At 39.1% G+C, this 23,639-nt stretch carries 18 protein-coding genes; 5 read left to right on the top strand and 13 right to left on the bottom strand.

What is annotated here, in order from left to right; genetic code table 11:
• Window positions 1–191 precede the first annotated feature (191 nt).
• The 5 genes from AAC388_RS11515 to AAC388_RS11535 all read right to left on the bottom strand — a co-directional run bounded on the left by AAC388_RS11515 (window position 192) and on the right by AAC388_RS11535 (window position 9,505).
• Entirely contained in the window at window positions 192–602 is a 411-nt protein-coding gene (locus tag AAC388_RS11515) for a hypothetical protein (protein WP_342370649.1), read from the bottom strand.
• A 127-nt stretch (window positions 603–729) separates the two neighbouring features.
• Window positions 730–1,068, bottom strand: coding sequence for a hypothetical protein (locus AAC388_RS11520; RefSeq protein ID WP_342370650.1), 339 nt, complete (start codon window positions 1,066–1,068; stop codon window positions 730–732).
• 101 nt (window positions 1,069–1,169) lie between these two features.
• The gene (locus AAC388_RS11525; protein WP_060465880.1) at window positions 1,170–1,511 is read right to left on the bottom strand and encodes a hypothetical protein; all 342 of its coding nucleotides are present in this window, start codon (window positions 1,509–1,511) and stop codon (window positions 1,170–1,172) included.
• A complete protein-coding gene (locus tag AAC388_RS11530) occupies window positions 1,508–6,298 on the bottom strand; it encodes an RHS repeat-associated core domain-containing protein (protein ID WP_342370651.1) in 4,791 nt (1,596 codons plus the stop codon). The genes AAC388_RS11525 and AAC388_RS11530 overlap by 4 nt, the downstream gene beginning before the upstream one ends.
• Before the next feature lie 9 nt (window positions 6,299–6,307).
• On the bottom strand, window positions 6,308–9,505 hold the full coding sequence (locus AAC388_RS11535) for a type VI secretion system Vgr family protein (RefSeq protein ID WP_342370652.1): 3,198 nt from the start codon (window positions 9,503–9,505) through the stop codon (window positions 6,308–6,310).
• Window positions 9,506–9,649: 144 nt separating this feature from the next.
• Here AAC388_RS11535 and AAC388_RS11540 point away from each other — a divergent pair, with 144 nt between their 5' ends.
• The 3 genes from AAC388_RS11540 to AAC388_RS11550 all read left to right on the top strand — a co-directional run bounded on the left by AAC388_RS11540 (window position 9,650) and on the right by AAC388_RS11550 (window position 11,971).
• On the top strand, window positions 9,650–10,051 hold the full coding sequence (locus tag AAC388_RS11540) for a hypothetical protein (RefSeq protein WP_342370653.1): 402 nt from the start codon (window positions 9,650–9,652) through the stop codon (window positions 10,049–10,051).
• 94 nt (window positions 10,052–10,145) lie between these two features.
• Window positions 10,146–11,090, top strand: coding sequence for an ABC transporter permease (locus AAC388_RS11545; protein WP_224971231.1), 945 nt, complete (start codon window positions 10,146–10,148; stop codon window positions 11,088–11,090).
• Window positions 11,090–11,971, top strand: a complete 882-nt coding sequence (locus AAC388_RS11550) for an ABC transporter ATP-binding protein (RefSeq protein WP_311082888.1) — start codon at window positions 11,090–11,092, stop codon at window positions 11,969–11,971. The genes AAC388_RS11545 and AAC388_RS11550 overlap by 1 nt, the downstream gene beginning before the upstream one ends.
• A 51-nt stretch (window positions 11,972–12,022) precedes the next feature.
• On the opposite strand, the gene AAC388_RS11555 is transcribed toward AAC388_RS11550, so the two are convergent.
• The 4 genes from AAC388_RS11555 to AAC388_RS11570 are packed head-to-tail and all read right to left on the bottom strand — an operon-like array spanning window position 12,023 to window position 15,430.
• Window positions 12,023–13,045: an ABC transporter substrate-binding protein gene (locus tag AAC388_RS11555; RefSeq protein WP_045899609.1), complete on the bottom strand. Its 1,023-nt coding sequence runs from the start codon at window positions 13,043–13,045 to the stop codon at window positions 12,023–12,025.
• Entirely contained in the window at window positions 13,042–14,853 is a 1,812-nt protein-coding gene (gene atzF / locus AAC388_RS11560; RefSeq protein ID WP_342370654.1) for an allophanate hydrolase, read from the bottom strand. Before atzF ends, AAC388_RS11555 begins: the two co-directional genes overlap by 4 nt.
• Before the next feature lie 12 nt (window positions 14,854–14,865).
• Window positions 14,866–15,300, bottom strand: a complete 435-nt coding sequence (locus AAC388_RS11565; protein WP_001118705.1) for a transcriptional regulator — start codon at window positions 15,298–15,300, stop codon at window positions 14,866–14,868.
• A gap of 4 nt (window positions 15,301–15,304) precedes the next feature.
• A complete protein-coding gene (locus AAC388_RS11570) occupies window positions 15,305–15,430 on the bottom strand; it encodes a hypothetical protein (RefSeq protein ID WP_320137779.1) in 126 nt (41 codons plus the stop codon).
• A gap of 289 nt (window positions 15,431–15,719) precedes the next feature.
• On the opposite strand from AAC388_RS11570, the gene AAC388_RS11575 reads away from it, so the two are divergent.
• Window positions 15,720–17,588 carry an AAA family ATPase gene (locus AAC388_RS11575; protein WP_342370655.1) on the top strand — a complete coding sequence of 623 codons (1,869 nt, stop codon included), beginning with the start codon at window positions 15,720–15,722 and terminating at the stop codon, window positions 17,586–17,588.
• 7 nt (window positions 17,589–17,595) lie between these two features.
• Here the strand turns inward: AAC388_RS11575 and AAC388_RS11580 are convergent, their stop codons facing one another.
• Window positions 17,596–17,952: a helix-turn-helix domain-containing protein gene (locus tag AAC388_RS11580; RefSeq protein ID WP_342370656.1), complete on the bottom strand. Its 357-nt coding sequence runs from the start codon at window positions 17,950–17,952 to the stop codon at window positions 17,596–17,598.
• Window positions 17,953–18,044: 92 nt separating this feature from the next.
• Between AAC388_RS11580 and AAC388_RS11585 the strand changes: the two genes are divergently transcribed.
• Window positions 18,045–18,581, top strand: coding sequence for an NAD(P)H-dependent oxidoreductase (locus tag AAC388_RS11585; protein WP_342370657.1), 537 nt, complete (start codon window positions 18,045–18,047; stop codon window positions 18,579–18,581).
• A gap of 39 nt (window positions 18,582–18,620) precedes the next feature.
• Here the strand turns inward: AAC388_RS11585 and uca are convergent, their stop codons facing one another.
• From uca to AAC388_RS11600, 3 genes are read right to left on the bottom strand one after another with little or no spacing between them, the layout of a single operon-like run.
• A complete protein-coding gene (uca, locus tag AAC388_RS11590) occupies window positions 18,621–22,226 on the bottom strand; it encodes an urea carboxylase (RefSeq protein WP_342370658.1) in 3,606 nt (1,201 codons plus the stop codon).
• 2 nt (window positions 22,227–22,228) lie between these two features.
• Window positions 22,229–22,882: an urea amidolyase associated protein UAAP2 gene (locus AAC388_RS11595; protein ID WP_238971065.1), complete on the bottom strand. Its 654-nt coding sequence runs from the start codon at window positions 22,880–22,882 to the stop codon at window positions 22,229–22,231.
• A 15-nt stretch (window positions 22,883–22,897) separates the two neighbouring features.
• Window positions 22,898–23,638, bottom strand: a complete 741-nt coding sequence (locus AAC388_RS11600; protein ID WP_342370659.1) for an urea amidolyase associated protein UAAP1 — start codon at window positions 23,636–23,638, stop codon at window positions 22,898–22,900.
• Between the last annotated feature and the right edge of the window lies 1 nt (window position 23,639).

Here is a 23,639-nt window from a genome sequence, read left to right on the forward strand (position 1 = left end):
ATTGGCATTATTTTATAAAATACAGAAACATCTGTCTATTTTGTAAAGGAAAACTTAACCATATGAATACAAGAATGGATGATGATAATGAACGTAATAAAGATATAAAGTGAAATAAAAACTTACGCTATTAATTCACTTTTAAAAATTGTTAATATTTTAGTATTCTAATAAATCTATTAACACCTCTACTAATTATTTAAAAATTCAATTTTGATTTTTTCAAAATTTTCAATAGGAATGACTACTTTAAAACTTCCTATAACTTTAAAAAAAGTTTTAAATTTACTTTCTTTCAAACCATATCCACTGCTATTACCTTCTCTCACTTCATACATAAAATCACCAAAATCTGTAGAAGGAATATAAACTCCATTTTTTACATTTAGTGTATCTTTTATATTTTCAATAGATAAAAAACATATACCATCACTTTTACTCGAGAAACTACTAAAAAAGTTTTGAAAAGGAAAAGTGATACGGATAATTTTATCAAAATAATCATGAGCTATAGTCAACATAATTTCATGTTGATCACAACTCAAATCCAATAACTTTGAATTATCGCTGTTTTTAATTATCTCTAATAGACTGATCGACATCCTCAAGTCCTTTCATATTTACTATAAAAGCTATTTACCATATCTGAACTTTCAATTGTGCATATAAATAAAATATTGAAATTACTTGATTACTTACAATTTCATCTTATAGAATTTTCATAAAAAACTAATAAAGATTTTTATGAGTTAAAAAATATAAATTTAGTCTATATTCTTCCTTCCATACATCTTCGTAACCCTGTTTATCTATTACAAATCTAAACCCTTCTTCTAACGCCAAATAAGGAATAACTTCGGGAAGATAGTTTTCTAAATGAGATATATGTATTGGTTTAAAGAAATCATCATCTTCAGAAAATTCTCCACAATAAAAAAACCATGAAATATTTTCCCCTTCCTCTAGTACATTACGTATACCTGTATTTGGTATTTTTCCTAATGAATCCAAAGCTACAGCAACCATTTCATTCTTTGAAGGTTGAACAAACTTAGAATTAAATTTCATACAATTACACTTTTGTGCATCTATTACTGAGTTCAAAAAATTCTCTGCTTTTTTAAATTAAATTCAAAAAATCACCAAGTAATACAATATCAATCATTAACCTAAAACTCACCTTCCTTAATATTTTTCATGGACTCAATATTTCCCCATTCATACTTAAACTCAATAAGCCCATCCAATTTAGTTTTTATTGAAAATATATTTTTTTCTATAAAATAACTTTCAATAATATTTGAAAAACTTATATTTTTAATTAACAGCTCATCCACTCCAATAAAACTAATATCTATATATAATGAAAAATCTTCCCTCTTAAATACAAATCTAACTTCAAGAGTCGGATCATTATTAGAAATTATAACTTTAGTAATTTCTATATTTTGACAATCTAAATTATGACTTCTTAAAGCCATTGGATTTAACAAATTAATTCTTTCTATCATTTACTATTCCTGCAATCAAAATAAAAATGATCATCCATTCCGTCAACCGTACCCGTACGTGTATTTTCAGCGGGTCTAACATTATGATGGGACGGTTGATTACCTTTTCCACCTGCTTCACCAAAATCATGTCCAGCTGAATGATCCTGAATTACAATTTCTTTTCCTTTAACATTATATGTCAACTCTCGAGTCATTATTGGCATATTATTCTGATTAAGAATTCTTTTACCATTTTTGTCTGTTAAAGGAACCATTTTTTGCCTAATAGGTTGCTGGCTCATTGGAATACCTAGTTTTTTCCTAATATCTCTTAAACTTGCTCTTCTATATTTACTACAAGTTAAACCTAACTGATCAACCCAATTATTAGGATTCGGTGCATACGCATAAACATTTAATCCACCGAATAAACCAATAGGATCTTTGGAAATAAAACGTCCAACATAAGGCGAATAATAACGATAACGGTTGTAATGAAGTCCTGTTTCCTCATCAAAATATTGACCTTGGAAACGGATATTATTGCTAATAATTTCTGACTTTTCAAAGAAATCTGAGTTAGTCTGTTCTAGCTTACATTCACCCCAAGCTTTATATTCAGCCTTCCAGATAATGGCACCTGTTTGGTCACTCATTTCTTGCGGTGTGCCTAAATGATCACAGTGATAGAACCATACATCATCAAAACCTTGGCTTTGTTTTACCGTATTCCACAATGGGTCTTTATAAATACTATATGTTTTTTCTGTCCAGTCTTGGGTTTGATGTAGTTCAATTGAGTGATGATACGCCGCCTGCAACAAAGGCACGAAACTATCTTTTTCGTAGAAATAGTGTTTTGTTAAATCAGCACTAGATTCATACGCTAAAGTATCACCATCCCAACCATAAATAATGTTCTGCTCTTGCCCTGTATGGTGATGCTTACTTCTTTTTTGAATACGTCGGCCTAAAGCATCATAGCGATATTCTGCCGTGTATTGATTGTTTCTACTACGAACAAGGCGTCCCAACACATCCCACTCAAGATTTAAATCACCTTGTGATGACTTTTGTCGAATCAGTTGACCAAAAGCATCATATTGATATTGTTGGTCAAGATATTCCTGCACGACATTATTAACTAAGCGGTTATAACCAAGACCTTTTTCAGTGACAGCGGGTTGTGAGGATTGCTCTTTGGTACTGTTATATCGATCTAGAATATTACTTGCCGGGTCAAAATTAAAAGTCTCTTTCCCAAGTTTACTAGTTGCCTCTAATAAACGCCCAACAGGATCATATTTATAATGAATAGCCCCACGACGAGTATCCTTAATGAGCGTTAACTCACCTGTTTTATCGTAGTGATATAAGCGTTCAATCAATTGATTGGTATGCTGGATAGCATTATTTTGAGTTTGGGCCTGATAGCCTTTGTCATGCCCATTCAACATTAATTGCTGAGTTAAGCGCCCGACTTCATCATAACGTTGTTGTTGGCTAAGACCATTTGCATAGTGGCGTAATGTCTCTCTATGTAAATCATCACGTTCAAAGCTAACAACATCTTCACCATTTAAAGCCACACCATAGACATGTCCACTTCCATAAGTCAGCCAATCTATTTTCTGTCCATCAGGTCGGATGGTTGTAGTTCGATTATTTAATTCATCATAGACATGTTTCCATACAGCAGTTTTCTGTGTCACAACGTCTTGATGATGTTCTTTAATTAAATTGCCTGCTGCATCGTAAAACCACTGTAAGTTGGTTTCAGCATTTTTAGCTTGAACTAAATGACCTAGGCCATCATAAGAAAATTCTTCTATTTGCTTTTCTTCAAGCTCTTGCCCTTGATAACCATATCCTGCTGTACGTTGTTCTAAACGTCCCATGCTATCAAAAATAAATTGCTGAATACGGTCTTTAGGAGCAGCGCGATCTTTGAAATCTTGACCATAAGCAGAAGCGACCTCAATGCTACTAGTTAAACGACCATTATATTCATCGTACGTATAAACAGTTTCTTTGCCATCAAAATCAATTTCTTTTACTAATCGACCCGCCGCATCATAGACAAACTCGTAACTTGCGCCATTTTCATTAGTTAAACGTTTTAAGCGACTCAAGCGGTCCCATTGATATTTTAAGGTTTGATTTAATGGGTCAATACGCTTAGTAATTAAACCAGCCGCATCATATTCATAACGTGTCTGCTGACCTTTAGGGTCAATATGAACTAATAATCTACCTTCTTCATCATGAATAAAATGCTCTTCAGCTCCATCAGCGTGTTTAATTTTTTCGAGCTGTCCAAAAGCATTCAGCGGTAAGCCTTTTGCTAGAGGTTTTCTTGGTTCAGCAGTTAATTCCGTATAGAAATATTCAACTTTTTGCTTTAAAGCATTTTCAATAAATTTGACACGCCCGCGATCATCATAATGCCAGTGAGTTTCTTTACCAGAACAATCCGTATAAGTAACCAAGTTCCCTTGATCATCATATTTAAGTGTCTTCTTACCGCCTTTAGCATCTTTAATGGAGGTTACCAATCCCATCGCATTATAGGTATAGGCTGTTTCATGCTTCAGCGGATCAATTTCTTTAATTATATTCCCTGAAGCATCGTATTCTTTAAACCAACGCCCCTGTTCAGCATCAACAAAACCAGTCAGATTATCTTTTTCGTCGTATTCATAATAAAAGGTTGAGCCATCGGCCTGAACCATACTTAAGACATTACCACGTTCGTCGTAGGTATACGATGTTTCTGTTCCATCGGTAGCAATATGCGATGTTATATTTTTTGCTTGGTCTCTAAAGAACCATTCTTGCAAATTGTCTGGATAAATAATTCGATAGGTATAACCAGTAATACCATAATAGTATTCAGTTACGTTACCATCGATATCCATGACTGAAGTTACGCGAATGTTTTCATCCCAATCTAATTTAGTAGCGGAACTATAGTCATCGGCCCATTCTTCAATTGCTTTTGAGCTAGGTAGAATACCATCCCACTTTAAGTTCATTCCTCTTTGAGTAAGATCAGTATAACGAGTCAATAAGTGAGCTTGGTATTGATATTCATAAGAAGCAGCAAACTCATTGGTTGCCTTAATTAAATCGCCTTGCTCGTTATATTGATATGCTGATAGTTGTCTAATGAGTTGACCATCTTCAACCAACCAAGCTGCAACAACTTTTTGCACATCATTAATTTGTAATGCAACATGCGCCAGTGTTTGTTGTTGCTGTTTAAATATAATGTCGGATAAATAGCTATCACCATTTTCTAATGCATGGTCATAACGCAGCCCAATACTAAATCCATTTTGACGTTCAATGGAGACTAAACGAAACTCATTTTTATATTTTTGATAGAAATGAGTTTCTGAAGCTCCATATGAAATAGCTCTAATTTCAGGTGAGACAACTGTATAAGTAAAAGTTTCTACTTCGTCATAGTAACTCTGTCCAACTTTTAGATCTGGTAAACGAACTGGACGACCATCACCGCCAATATACTCCCAGCCCTCTTGTTCAATCGGTTCTTTTGGTTCATTAATGTTGTAACGAGAACAACGAGCAATCTTGGTTGTAAAAGGTGTAATCCACCGCGCTCCGAAAATCGATTGATCATACTGATATAAGTTTGATACATACGTTCTCGAAAATTGCTCTATCAATAATGGATGAATTTGTGCATCGGTATGATTTAAAAATTCAGTACCCATGGCAAAGGTAATCGATCGTTTAGTCGCCCCCCCTTTACAGTTTTTACATGCATTCGCATTATGAGTCGCAGCATGTTCAGTATTTGCCTTTTCTAACTTATCATTCTTCTTGTCATGTCTAACTTGTGTGGTTTGGGTTGGCTTAACTTGGCCGGAGGCTTTTTTTCTAAATCTGGCATTACTTAAACGTAATATTTCAAATAACCAGCCAATTGTTTGCGGCTGCGCTGTATTTCCCAAGCCCTTAATTTTAGTATTGGCAGTGATACCAATTTTATTAATCGTTGCACCTACATTTAATATCGGCTGCTTTAGATGTGCAGGAACTAAAGAGGTAACAACTTTAGCATTCGAGTTTGCTCCTGTTTTAATAAGAGCTTTTCCCAAGTTTTCGGTCATGTAAACCAAGTTTTTTCCAGCTCGTGTTAAGTCACCACTTTTTATTCCTTTAATAACACCAGCAGCTTGCTGTTGAGCTCGATTTGTATTTGACCCCGCATTTGTAAATACTTGGCCTTTTGTTACAACTCGAACAATACCACCATTAATTTGTGTTGTGGCATTTTGAACGGTTCCACCACAAGTGGCTAAAATTGAATTTAACTGTTGAAGGCCTGTTTTACAGAATTTATCAATTTGTCCCGCAACCTGATCATTTAAATGATTGGAGATCACTACGATAACTGCTTCTCCCAAAGCAGCTTTACCCACACGTTTAACTTCTTGACGGACTAGAAACAGGGCTGGACGAGCAGACATACGAATTGCTGTTGTTCCTGGTACAGGTGCAATCCCAATAAGGTCAATACCCATTGTGGACCAATCCATAATATCGGCATTTTGAAAACCTTTATCGTAGATATAGCAAATGTCGGAGACCACATCGATAGCAGCCATCACATTTCCAATAATTGGAACTGTCCCCATTACACTGGCTAGCAAATCTAATGTCACAATTTGATGTGTATGACTCTTTAACCAATTATCTATTTTTTGTTTTGAATGACTAACATCTTTAATAGCAACTTCTGTTAATGGCTTAACAACTTCTGTTTTTCCAGACATTTTCTTTCTCTATGAATTCTTTTTAAAAGGACTTTGCAAATATTGAGGAAGCGCGTTAGTCAGCAAACTACCGCTATCAACAGAACTTAATTTGCTGATGTCATTTATTTTCTGAATTGATGCAAGATCAATATTGTTCCCTATTTTTCGACCTACTTCTGAAATAGGTAAAAAGCTTTTCACTTGATCAGTCACTAATCCCTGCACTTCTATTTTTAATATTGGCATTAAAGCCTTTGCTCCTTCAGATTTTATGCTTTGTGCTGTCTGAATATTTTTCATAATATTCGCAGGATTGGTTAATTGTTTAGATAATTCACCAAGTTTGGACTGGGCTGTTTTACTCATTTGTGCAATTAAGGAATCTGATTGCTCATTATCCGCATCATTCTTATTTGGCCACTCAACTGGACGTTTAAAATCACTTGCTGCATCCCAAGGATCACGGTGATCTGGTTCAAAGAAGACTTTTACTGCACCTGTTGCTAAGCCAGAAACTCTTGCAAATCCCTTATCATCCAGCTTGCCAGTGACTTCTTTTCCTAAGTTGTCGACAACCGTATAGCTTCCACCTTTAACAAACTCACCATGCGCATAATCGTGGATGAGCTCTAAATTTCCTGGACTACGTTTTGGCGGAGGCGGTAGTGAAGAACTAAAATTCGCACTTCCTCCCCCCATAAACAAATGCTGCCCAGCTTTTACCTCAAACTTGCCGCCAGTGACAGGGAAAATTCCTGAACCATTAATCTTGATTTGAGATCCACCCGCCGTGATAACGATTTCTTTAGAAGCACTAATCTCAATTTTGTCTTCAGTTGAAATAATCTGAACCGCTTTACGGGCAATTAAATCTGCACCATCGCCTTGTGCTTGTATCTCAACTTTGCCTTTGCCTGCATAGAGTCTTGCCCCTTCTTGCGCTGCGAAAAGGCTAATTTTATTTTGGGCGTGTGCAATCAGGTTCTTTTGCGTAGTCAGGTTAATGCTATCACCAGCAGTTTGACTTAACTGAGCATCTGCGCTGAGGTGAATGTCTTCATTACTGGCTAAAGCGATACTGTTAGGTGCCGTTAATATCATCAAGGCTTGCTTAAAAGCGGCAGATTTGTCTTGATCTTTTTCTTCAATTTGCTCTATGAACGTTTTTAGGTTCTCAAGCATTTCCAATGGATCAGTTTGCTGATTTTTAGCAACTTCACTAAGTGCCTTGGCATTGTTGAGGCCCCCTTCGATTTGTTGTTTGGCCTCATTTGCATCTAGGTGTACGCCTTGAGCTTGATCCTGTTTGTGAGTACTAACGAGTAAGCCACTGCCCGCACGTACCGCACCCCACTGGTCTGTTCGTAGCTCAAAGCCTTCACCACGGCCTTCACTTTCAGCTTTGTCTTTTGGATGGCTTAAGTTACCTAAGTTGAGCTGACTGGCCGCATGGCTACTTTGTAGCTGGGCACTAATTTGCCCTGTGGTATCATCAAAACGGAGTTGGTTAAAACCTTTGCCGTCGACTTCTTCGGAGCGAATACCACTGAGTTTTTTAGTATCAGGTAATTGGCCTTTCTGATCGAACTGGGTTGGGTGGCGTTCAGCTTCGTGAATGCGTCCCACCACAAACGGGCGGTCAATATTGCCGTCAAAGAAGTCGATGACAACAATCTCACCTACGCGAGGCAAGAAGCGTGCGCCATAACCCGTACCTGCCCATGGGGTCAGCACATCCACCCAAGCGGAGTCGGTGTCATTGTCGTTACTTCCCGCTCCACCGTCATGCCTATGGTCATCAGTTCGAGTAAACAGGAAACGGACTTTAATGCGCCCCCACTGGTCGACATGGATGCTTTCGCCTTCCAGTCCTACGACTTTAGCACGCTGCGGGTGGGCAGCTGGATGGTGTTCTAGCGGGCTATATTCAGGGACAGCTTTAATGTTGCGTCGAACGACATTCAGCTCAGCAAAGTGGCGCTGCTCTGGGTTTTGGCTGTCGAGTTGAGCTGCTTTGAGCTTGTCTTTTGGCAACAGACGCTCAAGTTGCTGTTGTAATTCTTTCGGTAAATTATTTTGGTTATAGTAGTGCTTGCTTAAGATTAAGAACTCTTTATCAGCACTGTCATGTTGGTCGAGTTCCGGATGGTCATTCAGCTCAAACCAGTAACCTACCTGTGCATCCCGAACATTACCTGAAACCGTAAACTGTTTCGAACTTAGGTGATGATAAGCATTGATGTGCTGGTTAAGCTTTTCAATCTGGCTATTGCCTGAAGCGGTGGCTTGGTCTTCACCGTTTAAGTCCTGCATCCAAGCGGGGCTAACGTGCCATGCATCTTCAAGATTCAAGCTCGCATTGTCATAGTGTTCGCTGTGCTGCTGCTTACCTTGTACACTGCCGCTGCCTTCTTCTTGTTGCAAAGCATCGGCTTGCCAGCGTTGCACATGAACCGAGGTTGGTTGTAAGCGACGCTCAGCTTTAACTTGGGTAATGGTATCGAACTGTTCTGTGGCACTGCTGCGTTGGTAACGTAGGCTACGACGTTCAAGCGCCTGATAGTTTTGGTTATCGTCAATTAAACGTAAGACTTGTGGCTGAATGGAAGCATTCGGGTCAGCGACAAAAAGCTGTGATTCATCGACCAGCCAGTTAATGCCTTCACTACGCCACAAACGGGTTAAAAAGTCATAATCGCTTTCGTTTGACTGCATCACAAATGGACGCACATCGTAGTCTTTGGTTAAGCCTGCTGTGTCGAGTGTTAAGCTTGAGGCAAATAACGGGCTTTTCCCCTGCCATTCTTTAAACAGAATTTCGCTAATATCGCGCACGCTTTTGTTCATAAACACGCGGCTATTACGGCGTTTATGCCAGAGTGCAGTTGGGTCTTTTAAGGTGAGGTTATAAATAGTGAGTGAGCCGTCGCTTTGCCCTTGGCTCGCTTCGGTAATAATACCTGTTGTTCTAAAAAACTGCCCCATGTCAGTGACTTGATCGACGGCAACCTGACAGCCAATAAATTGTTTTAATGCAATATGTGCGTTGGTCGATAGACACAGTAAGTCAGCAACGCTGCCTTGGTTGAGTGTATGTTCGCCCTCGATGCGTTGCAAGAAAACTTGATTGTTTAATGATGCGTTGGAAAATTGCACATGAAGAACGCGATTCTGTGCGACCAATCCTAAACTATCTAAAATTTGAAATATTTTATGGGACATCATTATTATAAAAACTGAGTCATAATCATCGATATTTTATAAAAAACAGACAGAATTGTCTATTTATATAAAATAGCTTATCTTCCCCCAACTTACATACTTTTTAGTTTATCTAAAAGAAAGATAAGGTTTTAAAGGAGAAAACCCATGTCTAAACAAATGGATCAAGCCATTCAAAGTGTCATTGACCTACATATTTTAATAGAGAACGTATTTACAGGAAAAAATGCAGAGCAAAGTCTGAGCCCGCTTTTAGATAGCTTTGATCAAAATTTTAAGATGGTCAACGTTCAAGGGCACAGCATTGGTTTCACAGAAGTGAATAGTTTATTTAGTCAGAATATCGGAAAAAAACCTTCTTTAAAAATCAACATTATTAAGAATACAGCTTTATACGAATTTGAAAATTATTGTTGGGTGCAATATCAGGAACATCAGCAAACTAATGAAACCGAGACAGTACGTACCTCTACAGCCTGCATTAAAGTAGAAGACGAAAAATGTTATTGGGTTTATTTACATGAAACTTTAGTTCCCTCATCTTCTTAACTCATCTAGAGCACTTAAAGATGGCACCTATTTTGCTTAACAATATTACGTTTTATGAAAATCGTAATACTGATCAAAATGGGGAGCTGTCGATATGGGTTATGTTGCAAAGGAATTTACGCGAAAGAACAAGCTGATTCTCAGTATTTGTTCTTTCGTGATTCCAATATGTCTTTGGTGCGCAATCAGTTACTTACCTTTTGTTTGGCATCCTCAAGTACAAATCACGAGTTCGGGAAGTGTTGCTTACTTACAAGTAGGAAGTCGCATTGATAAAAATGTGTTCTATCTCGAAGCACAAAATGCAGTTAATCGAAATTCTGCACCACCACAAGGTATTTTGGTCAATCCGATTTATTTACCCGCTCCCCATGAAGTCGCTAAGGCTTTGGTCACCGCATTTACCACACCACCAGAACAACCTGATTCACCGTGGTTTCATCAAAGTTTATGGCACAGCATTAAACTGGTTTTTTCAGCCTTTTTTATCTCTTCCTTGATTGGGATTCCACTGGGTATTTTGTGTGGTTTTTCTAAGCGGATATCTCTGTTAACAGAACCTTTTGTTGAGTTTTTCCGTTACTTACCAGCTCCTGCCTTTGGCGCACTTGCAGTAGCAATTTTAGGGATTAATGACGCACCTAAAATTGCAATTATTGTGATTGGTACTCTCTTTCAGCAAATTCTGATTATTGCCAATACCACCCGAATGGTAGATCGAAGCTTAATTGAAGCTGGTTATACGCTTGGCACCAATAAGCTCAAAAGTTTATTTCATGTGGTAATTCCTGCTGCCCTACCTGATATTTACCGCGACTTACGTGTGCTATTGGGCTGGGCATGGACCTATTTAATTGTTTCCGAGTTGATCGGTACGACCTCGGGTATTACATGGTTTATTACCCAACAGGCTCGCTATCAAAACTTTGACAATGTCTATGCAGCTATTTTGATTATTGGCGTGATTGGTCTGGTCTGTGATTGGCTATTAATGAAGTTAGGTGAGCGGATGTTCACTTGGAAAGTAGGAGCAAAATAATGAACGATTCAACATTTAACGCGCATGAACACTTTCAAAAAATTTATGAACGTCCTGTTATTTTAGAAGCTAAACAACTGAGCCAAGTGTTTAAGCATGGTCAAAGCGAACGCACTGTTTTAAATAAGCTCGATTTAAAAATTCATAAAAGAGAATTTATTTGCGTGATTGGTCCTTCTGGCTGCGGTAAATCAACACTGAGCCGTGTTATTGCAGGTTTAGACCCATACCATAGTGGAGAAATTTTAGTAGACGGCGAATGCATTACGGGCCCATGCCCTGAACGTGGCATGGTATTTCAGGGCTATACCCTTTTTCCGTGGAAAACTGTAAAAGAAAACGTGATGTTTGGTCCGCAAATGCGCGGCGCTAGTCAAATGACAGCAGAGGCGCAAGCACTTGAATGGATTAATATTATTGGTTTGGAAAAGTATGAAAATCAGTATCCACACCAACTTTCTGGTGGTATGAAACAGCGCGTTGCAATTGCTAGAGCACTGGTTAATCAACCAAAAATTTTACTCATGGATGAACCTTTTGGTGCACTCGACCCACACACACGTCAAAAAATGCAAAAGCACTTGATGGATTTATGGCAAAACATTGATATCACCATTATTTTTGTGACCCATGACATGGACGAAGCCATTTTACTTGCTGACCGAATTGTGGCACTCAAAGCCAATCCCGGTGAAATTAAAGAAATTATTGAAGTTAATTTACCTCGCCCACGCTCACTCGATTTGATGAGTACACCTGAGTTTAAACAGCTCCGTTCACGGGTAGATTATTTAGTTCACGCTGAAGAAGATGAGCTTGACCCAGCTTTACAAGACTTACCAAAAATTCCACGTATGACTCAGGTCAGTACAGAAAAATAAGAAAGACATTAAAAAGCCCAAGTTGAACTTGGGCTTTTTTATTTATGGGGTTTATTTAAGTTGTTCGATGAGTGTTGGATAAATCAGCCCATCTACATTTTGTTCAGTTTTATAAATACCGTTTTCAACGTTAAATTTATTGACGTGATAGCTAGAACCATAAATCGAGTCAAAGCCTTGAGATTTAGCAAATACTTTTTTATTGGCATTGATATCTAATAAATGCGTACCGCTGACCATCAACTCATATTGCTTTGGATCAACCCCTGAACGGTTTGCCATGATTTTAACTGCATCTGCATGGGTTGCAGGGTCATTAATATATTTAACTGTTTTATCCCACACCTGAATGACTTTTTTCCATTCTTCTTGATGAGCAGTTAAATGACTCATGTTGACTGTTAAGGTGTCGTAAATTAAACCTGGCTTGTCTTTAGAGGTGTAGATAATTTTAGAGCCTGCCACTGCTTTTAATGCCTGACCTGCAACAGGTTGCCAAACAGCAATAGCAGAAATATCAGGGCTATTAAACACTTGAGGTAATTGGTTCGTTGCTGAATTTACCAGCTTCACCTCGTTCGCTTTAATGTTATGGTCGGTTAAAGCAGTTGCCAATAAAAGATGGTCAACCAAGCCTTTTTCGACACCGATCGATTTTCCTTTTAAGTCTTGAATGGTATTAATGCCCTCTTTTGCAATAATGACATCATTGCCCGCAGAATAATCCGTTGCCATGATCATCATGCCTTGTGTACCGCCCGAAGCAGTTACCAAGTTATCGCCATTGGTGACCAACACAGCATCGAGCTGATTTGCGGAAAAGGCTGACAGAGAAGCCGAATAATCAAACCATTTAAACTCTACATTTAAGCCTGCTTCTTTTAACCAGCCTTTTTCAATAGCCACTTGCCAAGCCACCCAGCCCGGCCAATCACTATAGCCAATCGTAATTGGTTTTGTATTTGTGGATGCCTGAGCATCTTGTTTAGCCTCGGGCACTTTAGCGGTATTGTCACACCCACCCAATACAACTGCCGATAAAATAGATACGGATAACAACGCTTTTTTAATCATATAGAAACTTCCCCAACATTTTTACTAACAACACTTTGAGCGGTTTGATTGAGTGACTGTATATAAGCTCGCCAGCCTCCAAAATGGCTAATATCGGTTGCATCTTGAATGGCGTAAGCTTCGCAAATAAAGCCTTTGACCCATGTTCCATCTTTTAGTTTCAGGTTCCCAATACCAAGTGGTGCGGGTACTTCAGCCACAATGGCTCCAAAATGTGCTAATGGAACATCCCACACCTCGACTTCAATTGAGGTCCCTGCTGCATCACATTGCAGCCCCGGTTTTGGTGGTGTGGTATTTTTTAAAGCAAAGAGTTTATAAGTGTCTGCTGTCTGGGTTTTCTTAAGCAAAGTGGCATTGCGGCTAGTGAGCTGAAAATTAAGTGGCATACCTGTTAAGTGTGCTCCCACCACAGCAAGCTGCACTGAATGATTCGACTGGATCTCTAGACTTTTTTGATAATGCTGAGTTGATTTACCTAAACTCAGCGATGTTTCGGTTTGCCAAAGCTGCGCGAAATTGGCCAGTGCCTGATCGTGCCAAGCTGGTGCAATAAAGGTTACGCCGCTTGGTAGGCCGTCTTCACGGAGTACGTTAGGTAAAGCTAAAGCCGAAAGATCAGCAAAATTGACAAAGTTAGTATAGGCCCCCATGTGTGCATTTTTAGTCAATGGGTCGGCTTCAACTTCGGCAATGGTATAAATGGTTGGCGCTGTCGGAACCATCAATGTATCAAAAGGGTGTAACGCCAGATTAATTTTTCGAGCCAGAACGGCACGGTTATATTCGGCTTGAAGTGCATCTGTTGCCTTGAATTTATCTGCCTGCGCAATAATTTGAGCAATGACTGGATGAGCCTTTTCACGTGTTGTCATGCGTTCAACGACGACTGTTCTTTCCGCTACCCATGCATCGTTATACAGTGCAGCAGCAAGCTCATTAAACGCACTGAAATCAATACTCTCAACTTCATAGCCCAGTTTTTTTACACGCTCGACTGCAACTAAAAAGGCTTTTTCAGATTCAAGATCACCATAAAACTCAAGTTGAGCTGGAATGGCAATTTTTCGTTTAGAAAACTGAGTCGGTACATTGGCTGGATGCATTCGTGAATATTCATCTGTTTCATCGTAACCCTGCATTAAACTGGCAACTGCCCAAGCATCATCAATATGCATCGCAAAAATAGAAATGACATCAATAGTCCGACATGCAGGAATTAAACCTGTGGTAGAAAACCAGCCCTTTGTCGGCTTAAGACCCACAATATTGTTATGGCCCGCAGGAACACGCCCTGACCCCGCCGTGTCTGTCCCCAAACTAAAAGGCACAATACCATTGGCAACCACCACTGACGAACCAGAGCTTGACCCACCGCTAATATATTCAGGGTTAAAACTATTTTTTACTGCACCGTATGGAGAGCGAACGCCAACCAGCCCCGTTGCAAACTGATCGAGGTTAGTTTTACCAATCACAATCGCCCCTGCTTTTTTCAGCTTAGCAATTACGGCGGCATCTTGGTTCGCTAAATATTGAATCTCTTTACAGGCAGCAGTCGTGTGAAAGCCAGCGACATCAATGTTGTCTTTAACTGCAAATGGCACACCATATAGAGGTAAGTCAGCAATATTTTGGTCTTTTAAAATATCAATTTGCGATTGAATCTGCTCGTTCGATGCAATTTCAATCCACGCATTATCATCATTTTTAATTTCTGCAACGTAGCCAATCAGATCTGCAAGATGGATTTGCCCGTTTTGATATGCTGTTTTCCAGTCTTGAATTGTCCATAAATTTTTCAACACGCTACTCCTCATTTAGTCATTTTGCTGTATAGGTGGCATGACGGCATCCATCAGTTCTAAATGCCCTTTAATCACCCCTTTCAACACAATAAATTGCTGACTAATTTGTCTGAGTTCAGAACTTGCGCCCTGCATTAACATGACTTGCAATATCTTTTGTTGGTCGAGCTGGATATGAAGTGAGCTAATCACCTGTGCTAAAAACTGTTGTTGTAAATCGACCAATTGATTGCGCAAGGTCATTTGGCTAGCGTCATAAAGTAGCGTCAACGTGCCTACCATGACTTCATTGGCCTGTGCTTGCTCTGCAATCAGGTGTTTATTAATCATGTCGACAATGGCTTGCGAGCGGCTTTCATAGTTCTGCTCGACAATTTTTTGGTCGAGTGCGTTAAGTGTCGTTTCAGGCACGGTAATACTGATTCGAGCCAACTTTTGTTTTGCCACAGTCTTATCCTTTTGTTTTAGGCGGCTGATTGTTTTGTTTGATATATATGCCTGCGCGTACGCTGAGCAATTCGACTAAAAAGGCTTTTAAAGTTGGCTTTGGTTGAACCACAGGTTTTACATCGTTCATATCGCACCTCTAGCTTGGTATTACCAAATTCAGTTTTTGTATTACTGATAAGAGATGCAGAAAATGTGCCAGTTTTTAAGCGCGGTTTTGATGGATTGGGCGGGTATTTATGAGTGATTTTTGGGCAGCTTCTTTAAAATTGTGCAAAATCAGGGCAACTATGAGTTTTGCTACGCTAGACAGAAAGTTGAACCAAAAACGCTAGTCTGGTTGAGTAAATAAGTTTTAAATTAAAATTATTTTGTAATATCATAATATTAACAATTAAACCCTTATCACTTTTAAAAATATGAATAACAAATTATATTATTGGTCTGAAGACATAGTTAGTTATACCTCTGACAATTTAAAAGAATTTGATAAACTCATTGAAATAAAAAGATTAAATTTTTTTATTGGTAAAAATAATGCAGGAAAAAGCAGATTTTTAAGAAATCTTTTTAGTACTACAACCACTTCACATCGCTATCAAATCAAGTTGTTTAGACAACTTTTATCTATTTCATATGAACTTGAATTTAATAAAGAATATGAGTATTTAAAAACTAGACAACCTTATCATGATTTTCATGCCCAAATAAAAGCTTTACAAGATACTATGAAAAATTCTGTAGAAAGTTCAGCAGATCAGTATAAATATTGTCTTGAACATCTAAATAAGATGAACTTATTAAATACCTTCGAGATAAATGAACATCTAAATAACTTAAGAAATAATTTTAGAGAACAATATCAAGAAAGTTTAGAGGTAAATATAGATTCAGAAAAATTTTATCTTCCAATACTTAGAGGGATGCGTCCTGTTACTGAAATAGATAACAAACAACCATATATCGAACGAGCGCAAAAAGATTATTTTAAAAATATACAAAAATTTAATGCAAAAAATATCATTACTGGAGAATGTCTTTATCATGAACTAAAAGTTCATTTACTTGGGGAACCAGAGCAACGTGACCTTATAAAAAACTATGAAAATAAACTTAGCCAGTATTTCTTTGATAATGATCCAATATCACTTATTCCTAAACACGATCAAGATGTTGTTAATATAAAAATAGGTTCTGACAAACAATTCCCTATTTCAGAACTTGGTGATGGTTTACAACAAGCTATTATTTTAACTTATGAAGCTTTTACCAAAAAAGATGAAGTCTATTCCTTTTTTATAGAAGAGCCTGAGTTGCACATGCATGCTGGAATGGTTCGCCAACTCATGAACTTTTATTTAAATGAAACTAAACACTATTATTTTTTTACTACGCATTCGAATCATCTTTTAGATATGGCAGATGAATCAGACCAAGTTATTATTCAAAAATTTGTTAAACAGCCTAAATCTGAAGAGCGAAAAGAATTTGAATTTAAAATTTACCGTTGTGGCAGAGACCGAGACTTACTTGCTTCATTAGGCGTAAAACCCTCCTCCGTCTATTTAGCCAACTGTACAATTTGGGTTGAAGGCATAACTGATCGTCTTTATATCACAAAGTATATGGAGAAATACTTAAGTGAATTAGAAACGACAAAACCAGAATTATATAAACGGTATCGCCGTTTTATGCCCAACTACCACTACACATTTGTAGAGTATGCAGGAAGTAACTTAACCCACTGGTCTTTTAGTGATGATTATGCTGATCAATTAAAAGATAAAGGCTTAAGCGCAAAAGCTGTTGCAAGTGAAATGCTTTTAATCGCAGACGGCGACATTCATGGAAAAGCAGATCGTGTGAAAATCTTAAAATCCGAATTAAACAAAGAAAATTATTATATTTTTGAATGTAAAGAAACAGAAAATACTTTGCCAAAAGCATCAATAGTTCGAGTAGCAAAAGTCCGTTTTCCTCGCATGAAGCCTGAGACTAAAAAGAGCTATGATATTTCACTTATTGACGATATTACTGATGAAAATTACTTTGATCATGCAAATTATGGGATTGGAAGATTAATTGATACCCAAATAAAAAATGCAGCATCTACTGCAAAAGATCCTGCATTTGCTGATGGTACGGGTGTTGGGACTATTAAATATAAGTTAGATTTTTGCCGTGAAATAATTAAAGATTTTGATGAAAACCCTGACTGGCAGCTTACCCCTAAGGCAAAGGCACTTTGTGAAAGAATTTTCAAGCATATAGAAAAATGTAATCAATAAGCTAACCCTATGATGACTGATTAATCATCGTATGTGCCCATAGTGATAAACACTCTAAAACAGGTTTAAAAGATTGACCTAATTCAGTCATTTCATAGACAACTTTAATCGGTGCTTTTTCACCATAAACAGTTCGAGATATTAAGCCGCTTTGCTCTAGCTGTTTAAGTTGGAGGCTTAAAGTCATTTCTGTGATGGTGGGCATTAATTGATTGATTTCATTAAAACGTTTTGGCCCATCTTTTAGATAATACAAAATAACGCCTTTCCATTTTCCACCCACCAAATCCATAGCCATACTGATATGGCATGGATAAGTTTTTCCATTCATGATGATTTCACATTTATTTTCATTATTTGCCATTTTTAACGCCACCTATCAACTTTGATAGTTATTGTACACATATACTATAAAAATTATAGTGACTATGATTTTTATAGCTACAAGGCATTATTATGGCTTTACTTATTTTGGCCCATCCCTACTACGCTCAATCAATTGCAAATAAAACGATAGTGAATGAACTTATAAAAACCTATCCAGACCTCGAAGTACGAGATATTTTCCAGCTCTATCCGGACTATCAAATTGATGTAAGTGCTGAACAAGAAGCGTTGCTATGCCATGACACCATCATTCTGCAATATCCAATGTTCTGGTTTAATATGCCGGCAATTTTGAAATTATGGTTTGATGAAGTTTTTACTTATCAGTTTGCGTATGGTTCTCAGGGCGACAAATTAAAAGATAAAAAAGTCATTATTAGTATGACGGTCGGGCAAAAAGAAGCCGACATGGTAAACGACCGAGAAAACTTAGCCGATAGCTTTATAAAAGCAGTTCAATATTCAATTCAATATACACAAATGCAGTTAAGCGCCACCTACTTGCTTTATGACGTTTCGCCTTTATCAGGTAATCCAGAGTCGAAAATTAAATTAGAAGCTGTTGAACATGGTCATAAAGTATTAAAGCATTTGACCGAAGCATAATAAAAAAAGAGAGCATCAATATTGATGCTCTCTTTTGGTTTAAGCAACAGGTGCTAAGGTAAATAGCACTTGTCCTGTTTTTACGGTTTGCCCTTTTTCAATGGTAATAGTTTCTACCTTCATGCGTTCCGGCGCAATAATTGGAATTTCAATTTTCATTGCCTCAATTACTGCAAGGGTTGCACCTTCTTCAACAATATCACCCGATGCACATTCGATTTTCCAGATTGACCCCGGCATGTGTGATTCGACTGTACAGCCTCCTTCAGGAATAACTACGGTTTCACCTTCATCAACCGCATCTAGGCTTTCAGAAATATATTCTTGCAAGCCCGCTTCATGCCAACGGCGGCGTTCAGCCTCAAAGTTAGCTTGCTGTGTATCTTTAAAGGCTTGAATGCTGTCTTGATGCGTCTTTAAAAACTCGTTGTATTCTTTTAAGTTGAGTACACCATCTTCAATACGAAGTTGTAGACGGCCTGCCTTAAAGTCTTCACGCATTTGCAGAAGTTCAGGCTCAGAAACTTCATAAAACTTAACTTGGTCAAAAAAGCGTAATAACCACGGTTTGCCATCTTCGAAGTCGGCATTTTTACGATAACGACTCCACATTTGAGTGGTACGACCAACGAATTGATAACCACCCGGCCCTTCCATACCGTACACACACATATACGCACCGCCAATGCCGACCGCATTTTCAGGTGTCCAAGTTCGCGCAGGGTTATATTTTGTGGTGACTAAACGTTGGCGTGGATCGAGCGGCGTCGCAACGGGTGCACCTAAATACACATCGCCTAAACCCATCACCAAATAGTTTGCGCTATAGACCACATCTTTAACCGCTTGCTTAGAAGCTAAGCCATTAATACGGCGAATAAACTCGACGTTATCTGGGCACCACGGTGCATCTGGTCGAACAATTTGTGTGTAGCGCTCAGTTGCAAGTTGAGTCTGCGAATCTTCCCAAGCCAAAGGCAAATAGACCGTCCGTGAAGGCACCTGCATATTTTGAATATCGGGTAACTCGGCTTCTGCCTGTTGAAGTTTCTGTAAAAGCTCAAGTTGATCGAGTTGAATTGAATCAAAATGAATTTGCAGTGAACGAATACCCGGTGTTAAGTCGATAATACCCTGAATGTTTTGATCTTTGACCCATTGCATGAGTGCATGAATACGGAAGCGTAAATTTAAATCGAGTACTAACTCACCATATTCCACCAACAAATAGCTATTTCCTGCTGGTCGATAGGTCACGCTTGGTAAGTCAGCTTTACCGTCTAAAGTTGCCAAAACTGCATCTTTTAAAGTGTCGGGTTCTACTTGAATGGCTGGGTTAAAATCGATCTGAGTTGTATCAGCCGCAGTTAAGTTTTGATGATATTTTTGATCGAGTGCTTTTGCTTGCGCGTAACTCACAGGTACAAATTTAACTTTATCGCCTGCTTTAAGCTGCCCGATTTTCCAAAGCTCGGAATGAATCACTACCGCAGGGCAAACAAAGCCGCCTAAGCTCGGACCATCTGGTCCCAAAATAATTGGCATATCGCCCGTAAAATCAATTGCCCCAATCGCATAAGCATTATCGTGAATATTGGATGGATGTAAGCCTGCCTCACCGCCGTCTTCACGTGCCCACTCAGGTTTTGGCCCAATTAAACGAATGCCTGTACGACTTGAGTTATAGTGAATTTCAAACTCGTTGGCAAAGAACGCATCAATATCTTGTTTGGTAAAAAAATCTGGTGCGCCATGTGGGCCATACATGACTGCAATTTCCCAGTTTTGGGTAAAGCTAGGAATTTGCGCTTGAGCTAGAGCTGTGGTCGATTGAGCGGAATATTCAGTAATCGGCAGCATATCGCCAATTAATAAATTACGGCCTGCATGCCCACCAAACTGCCCTAAAGTGAAAGTCGCCTGTGACCCTAAATACTCAGGAACATCGAAACCACCTTTCACGCCTATATAGCTACGGCAACCTGAACGGATAATCCCACATTTTAAAACTTGGCCTTTTTTTACATTGATGGTTTGCCACATCGGCACCAGTTCACCATCAAGTTTTGAAGGCATATCACCGCCTGTAATGACAATTTGGCTATCGCAGTGAAACTTTAAAGTTGGCCCTTGCAAGGTACATTCAAGCCCTGCCGTATTTGGTTCATTGGCTAGAAGCTGGTTTGCCACCGTTAAACTGAGTGGATCGATCGCACCTGATGGCGGCACCCCAACATCCCAATAACCTAGTCGACCTGTTACATCTTGAATGGCGGTTTGAATGCCAGCCTGCAACAGCTCAATTTTTTGAGTTTTCCATTCAAACGTATTTAAAAATCGGGTGGTTTGAGTGCCCAAAGCAAATACATCGCAAGCAATAATGTTTTGTAAATATTCCAGATTGGTTTCGATGCCAGCCACCTGCGTGTTGGCAAGACTAGCGCTCATTGCCTGTATGGCTTGGTCCCGTGTAGTAGCAGTCACAATGATTTTGGCAATCATTGGGTCATAAAAAGACGACACCGTTGAACCTGTTTCTACCCATGTTTCGACTCGGGCTTGCGGGTCAAATTTAACATGGGTGAGTAAGCCGGCACTTGGTTGGAACTGTTTAATTGGGTCTTCGGCATAAAGACGAACCTGAATGGAGTGTCCTGTTGACTCTAACTTTTCTGTTGGTGCTGACCAATCACCACTTGCTAAGGTAACCATCCACTCGACTAGATCAACACCAAACACTTGCTCGGTCACACCGTGCTCGACTTGCAAACGAGTGTTGACCTCTAAGAAGTAAAATTCTTGGGTTTCGGTGTCCATGACAAACTCAACTGTGCCTGCCGAGCGGTAGTTCACTGACTGCATCAGTTGAATCGCAACTTTTTGCAGGTAGTCACGTTGCTGTTCATTTAAATGTGGTGCGGGTGTTTCTTCAATCACTTTCTGATTACGGCGTTGTACCGAACAATCACGCTCACCCAACGCTAAAACTTGTCCTTGCCCATCACCAAAAATTTGTACTTCGATATGGCGTGCATGTTGTACAAATTTTTCTAAATATAAACCTGCATCTTTAAAATTGACCTGCGCTAAATAAGACACTGTTTGATAGGCATCTTTTAACTCGGTTTCATTCCAGACCAAACGCATGCCAATACCACCACCGCCCGCGGTACTTTTCAGCATGACTGGATAGCCAATACGAGCTGCCTCAAACAAGGCCTCGGCTTCATCGGAAAGTAGCGAACTGCCCGGAAGTAAAGGTACATTGCTTTTAATAGCCAGCTCACGCGCGGTATGTTTTAAACCAAAATCGAGCATTTGGCTTGAAGTTGGTCCAATAAAAGCTATACCTTGGCTTTCGCACAAATCACAAAACTCGGCATTTTCAGACAAAAAACCATAACCCGGATGAATGGCTTCTGCTCCCGACTGTTTTGCAACCTCAAGGATTTTTTCAATATTTAAATAGCTTTGATGCGCAGGTGCAGGACCAATCAGAAAAGCTTCATCGGCCAAAGTCACGTGTAAAGAATCACGGTCGGCCTCGGAGTAAACTGCAACCGAAGCGATCCCGAGTTTCTTAAGGGTGCGAATGACGCGGCAGGCAATTGCACCGCGGTTAGCAATTAGAACTTTTTTAAACATGCTTACACCCCTTCCGCTTCACGGACAACCAGTTGAATTTTGGTTGGGTTATAGGCATTACATGGGTTATTGAGCTGCGGACAATTGGAAATTAAAACAATTAAATCCATTTCTGCCCGAACTTCTACATATTTTCCTGGCCCTGAAATTCCGTCATCAAATTTAAGCTGACCGTCTGGTGTAACAGGCACATTCATAAAAAAGTTAATGTTTGGCCCGATATGACGGACATTTAAGCCATGCTTTTTTGCAATGGGATGTTTTGCCAAGGCATACATAAAGTTGTTACGGCAACTATGCATAGGATACGTTTCATGTTCATAGCGAACCGTATTACTTTCACATGAACAGGCACCGCCAATAGTGTCATGGCGCCCGCAGTTATCATCATGAATAACGGCAATTGGACGACCAAAGTTACTATAGAGCTTGGTGCCCTTTTCTAAATAGATTTGTTGGTTGATAGCCAAAGTGTCCATTGCGCTATAACGCTCAGTCGGGTTTTCGGCACTCATAAACAAAGTATCGACCGCTTGGTTTCCCTCAAGGTCAATAATTCGAAAATATTGGCCCTTTTTAACCTCGCACATCCACGCTTCACCCGCAGGACAAACTTCATTTAAAACTGCTTTTTCAAATGATTGTAAAACTGTCATGATGCTTCTCCTGATTTAAATATTGCTAAGCGCGTAGTAGCGGGCTGTGTTTTGAAACGCACGCTGATTTTGTGAACACGCATCACGACAAATATCGTTGTCTGTTAGTGAATTGGCTTTAAATAAACTGAGTTGAATATCAGCAGGTTGATAGATTGGGCTGGTGTCTAAACCATGCGGCGCGGCAGATAAAAATAGTAGGCAGTCCATTTCAAAACGCAGTTCAAGGATTTGATCGGTGTTGTCAGAACTGACATATGACAAAGCGCCGTTTTCATCTGGTACAACTTTAGAAAATAGGTTAACGGCGGCACTCAGGTCTTGGCTGGCAAGTCCGTATTTACACATTTCAATGAGTAAACTGTCTAAGCCGTTTTGGTACATATCATTGCGGGCATCTTGAAATGTGCGATGGCCGAATTGCTTTTCAATTTGCTCAGGTCGGCTTGGGCCACAAAGCGCATCATTCCAACCATGGTCATCATGAACAATGGAAGCCATGACACGGCCTAGGTCTGAGTACAGCACATTGGAAGCTTTTAAATAGGCGGTGTGTTGCCCTTTTAAACTGTCGGGCATGTTAAAACGCTCAAGCACATCGGCAGCATTTACACAAAACGAAGAAACATTTGCCTGAGCGCCAAGCGATGTAAATCTAAGAATAGTTCCTTTTTGAATACGACCCGACCAGTGATGTCCGCCGGGTAAAAGTTCGGTCCAAATCGCCTGATTGTTATGATAACTTGCAGTGTTCATA

Source organism: Acinetobacter sp. D009 (assembly GCF_038562025.1).
Lineage (GTDB): Bacteria > Pseudomonadota > Gammaproteobacteria > Pseudomonadales > Moraxellaceae > Acinetobacter > Acinetobacter pittii.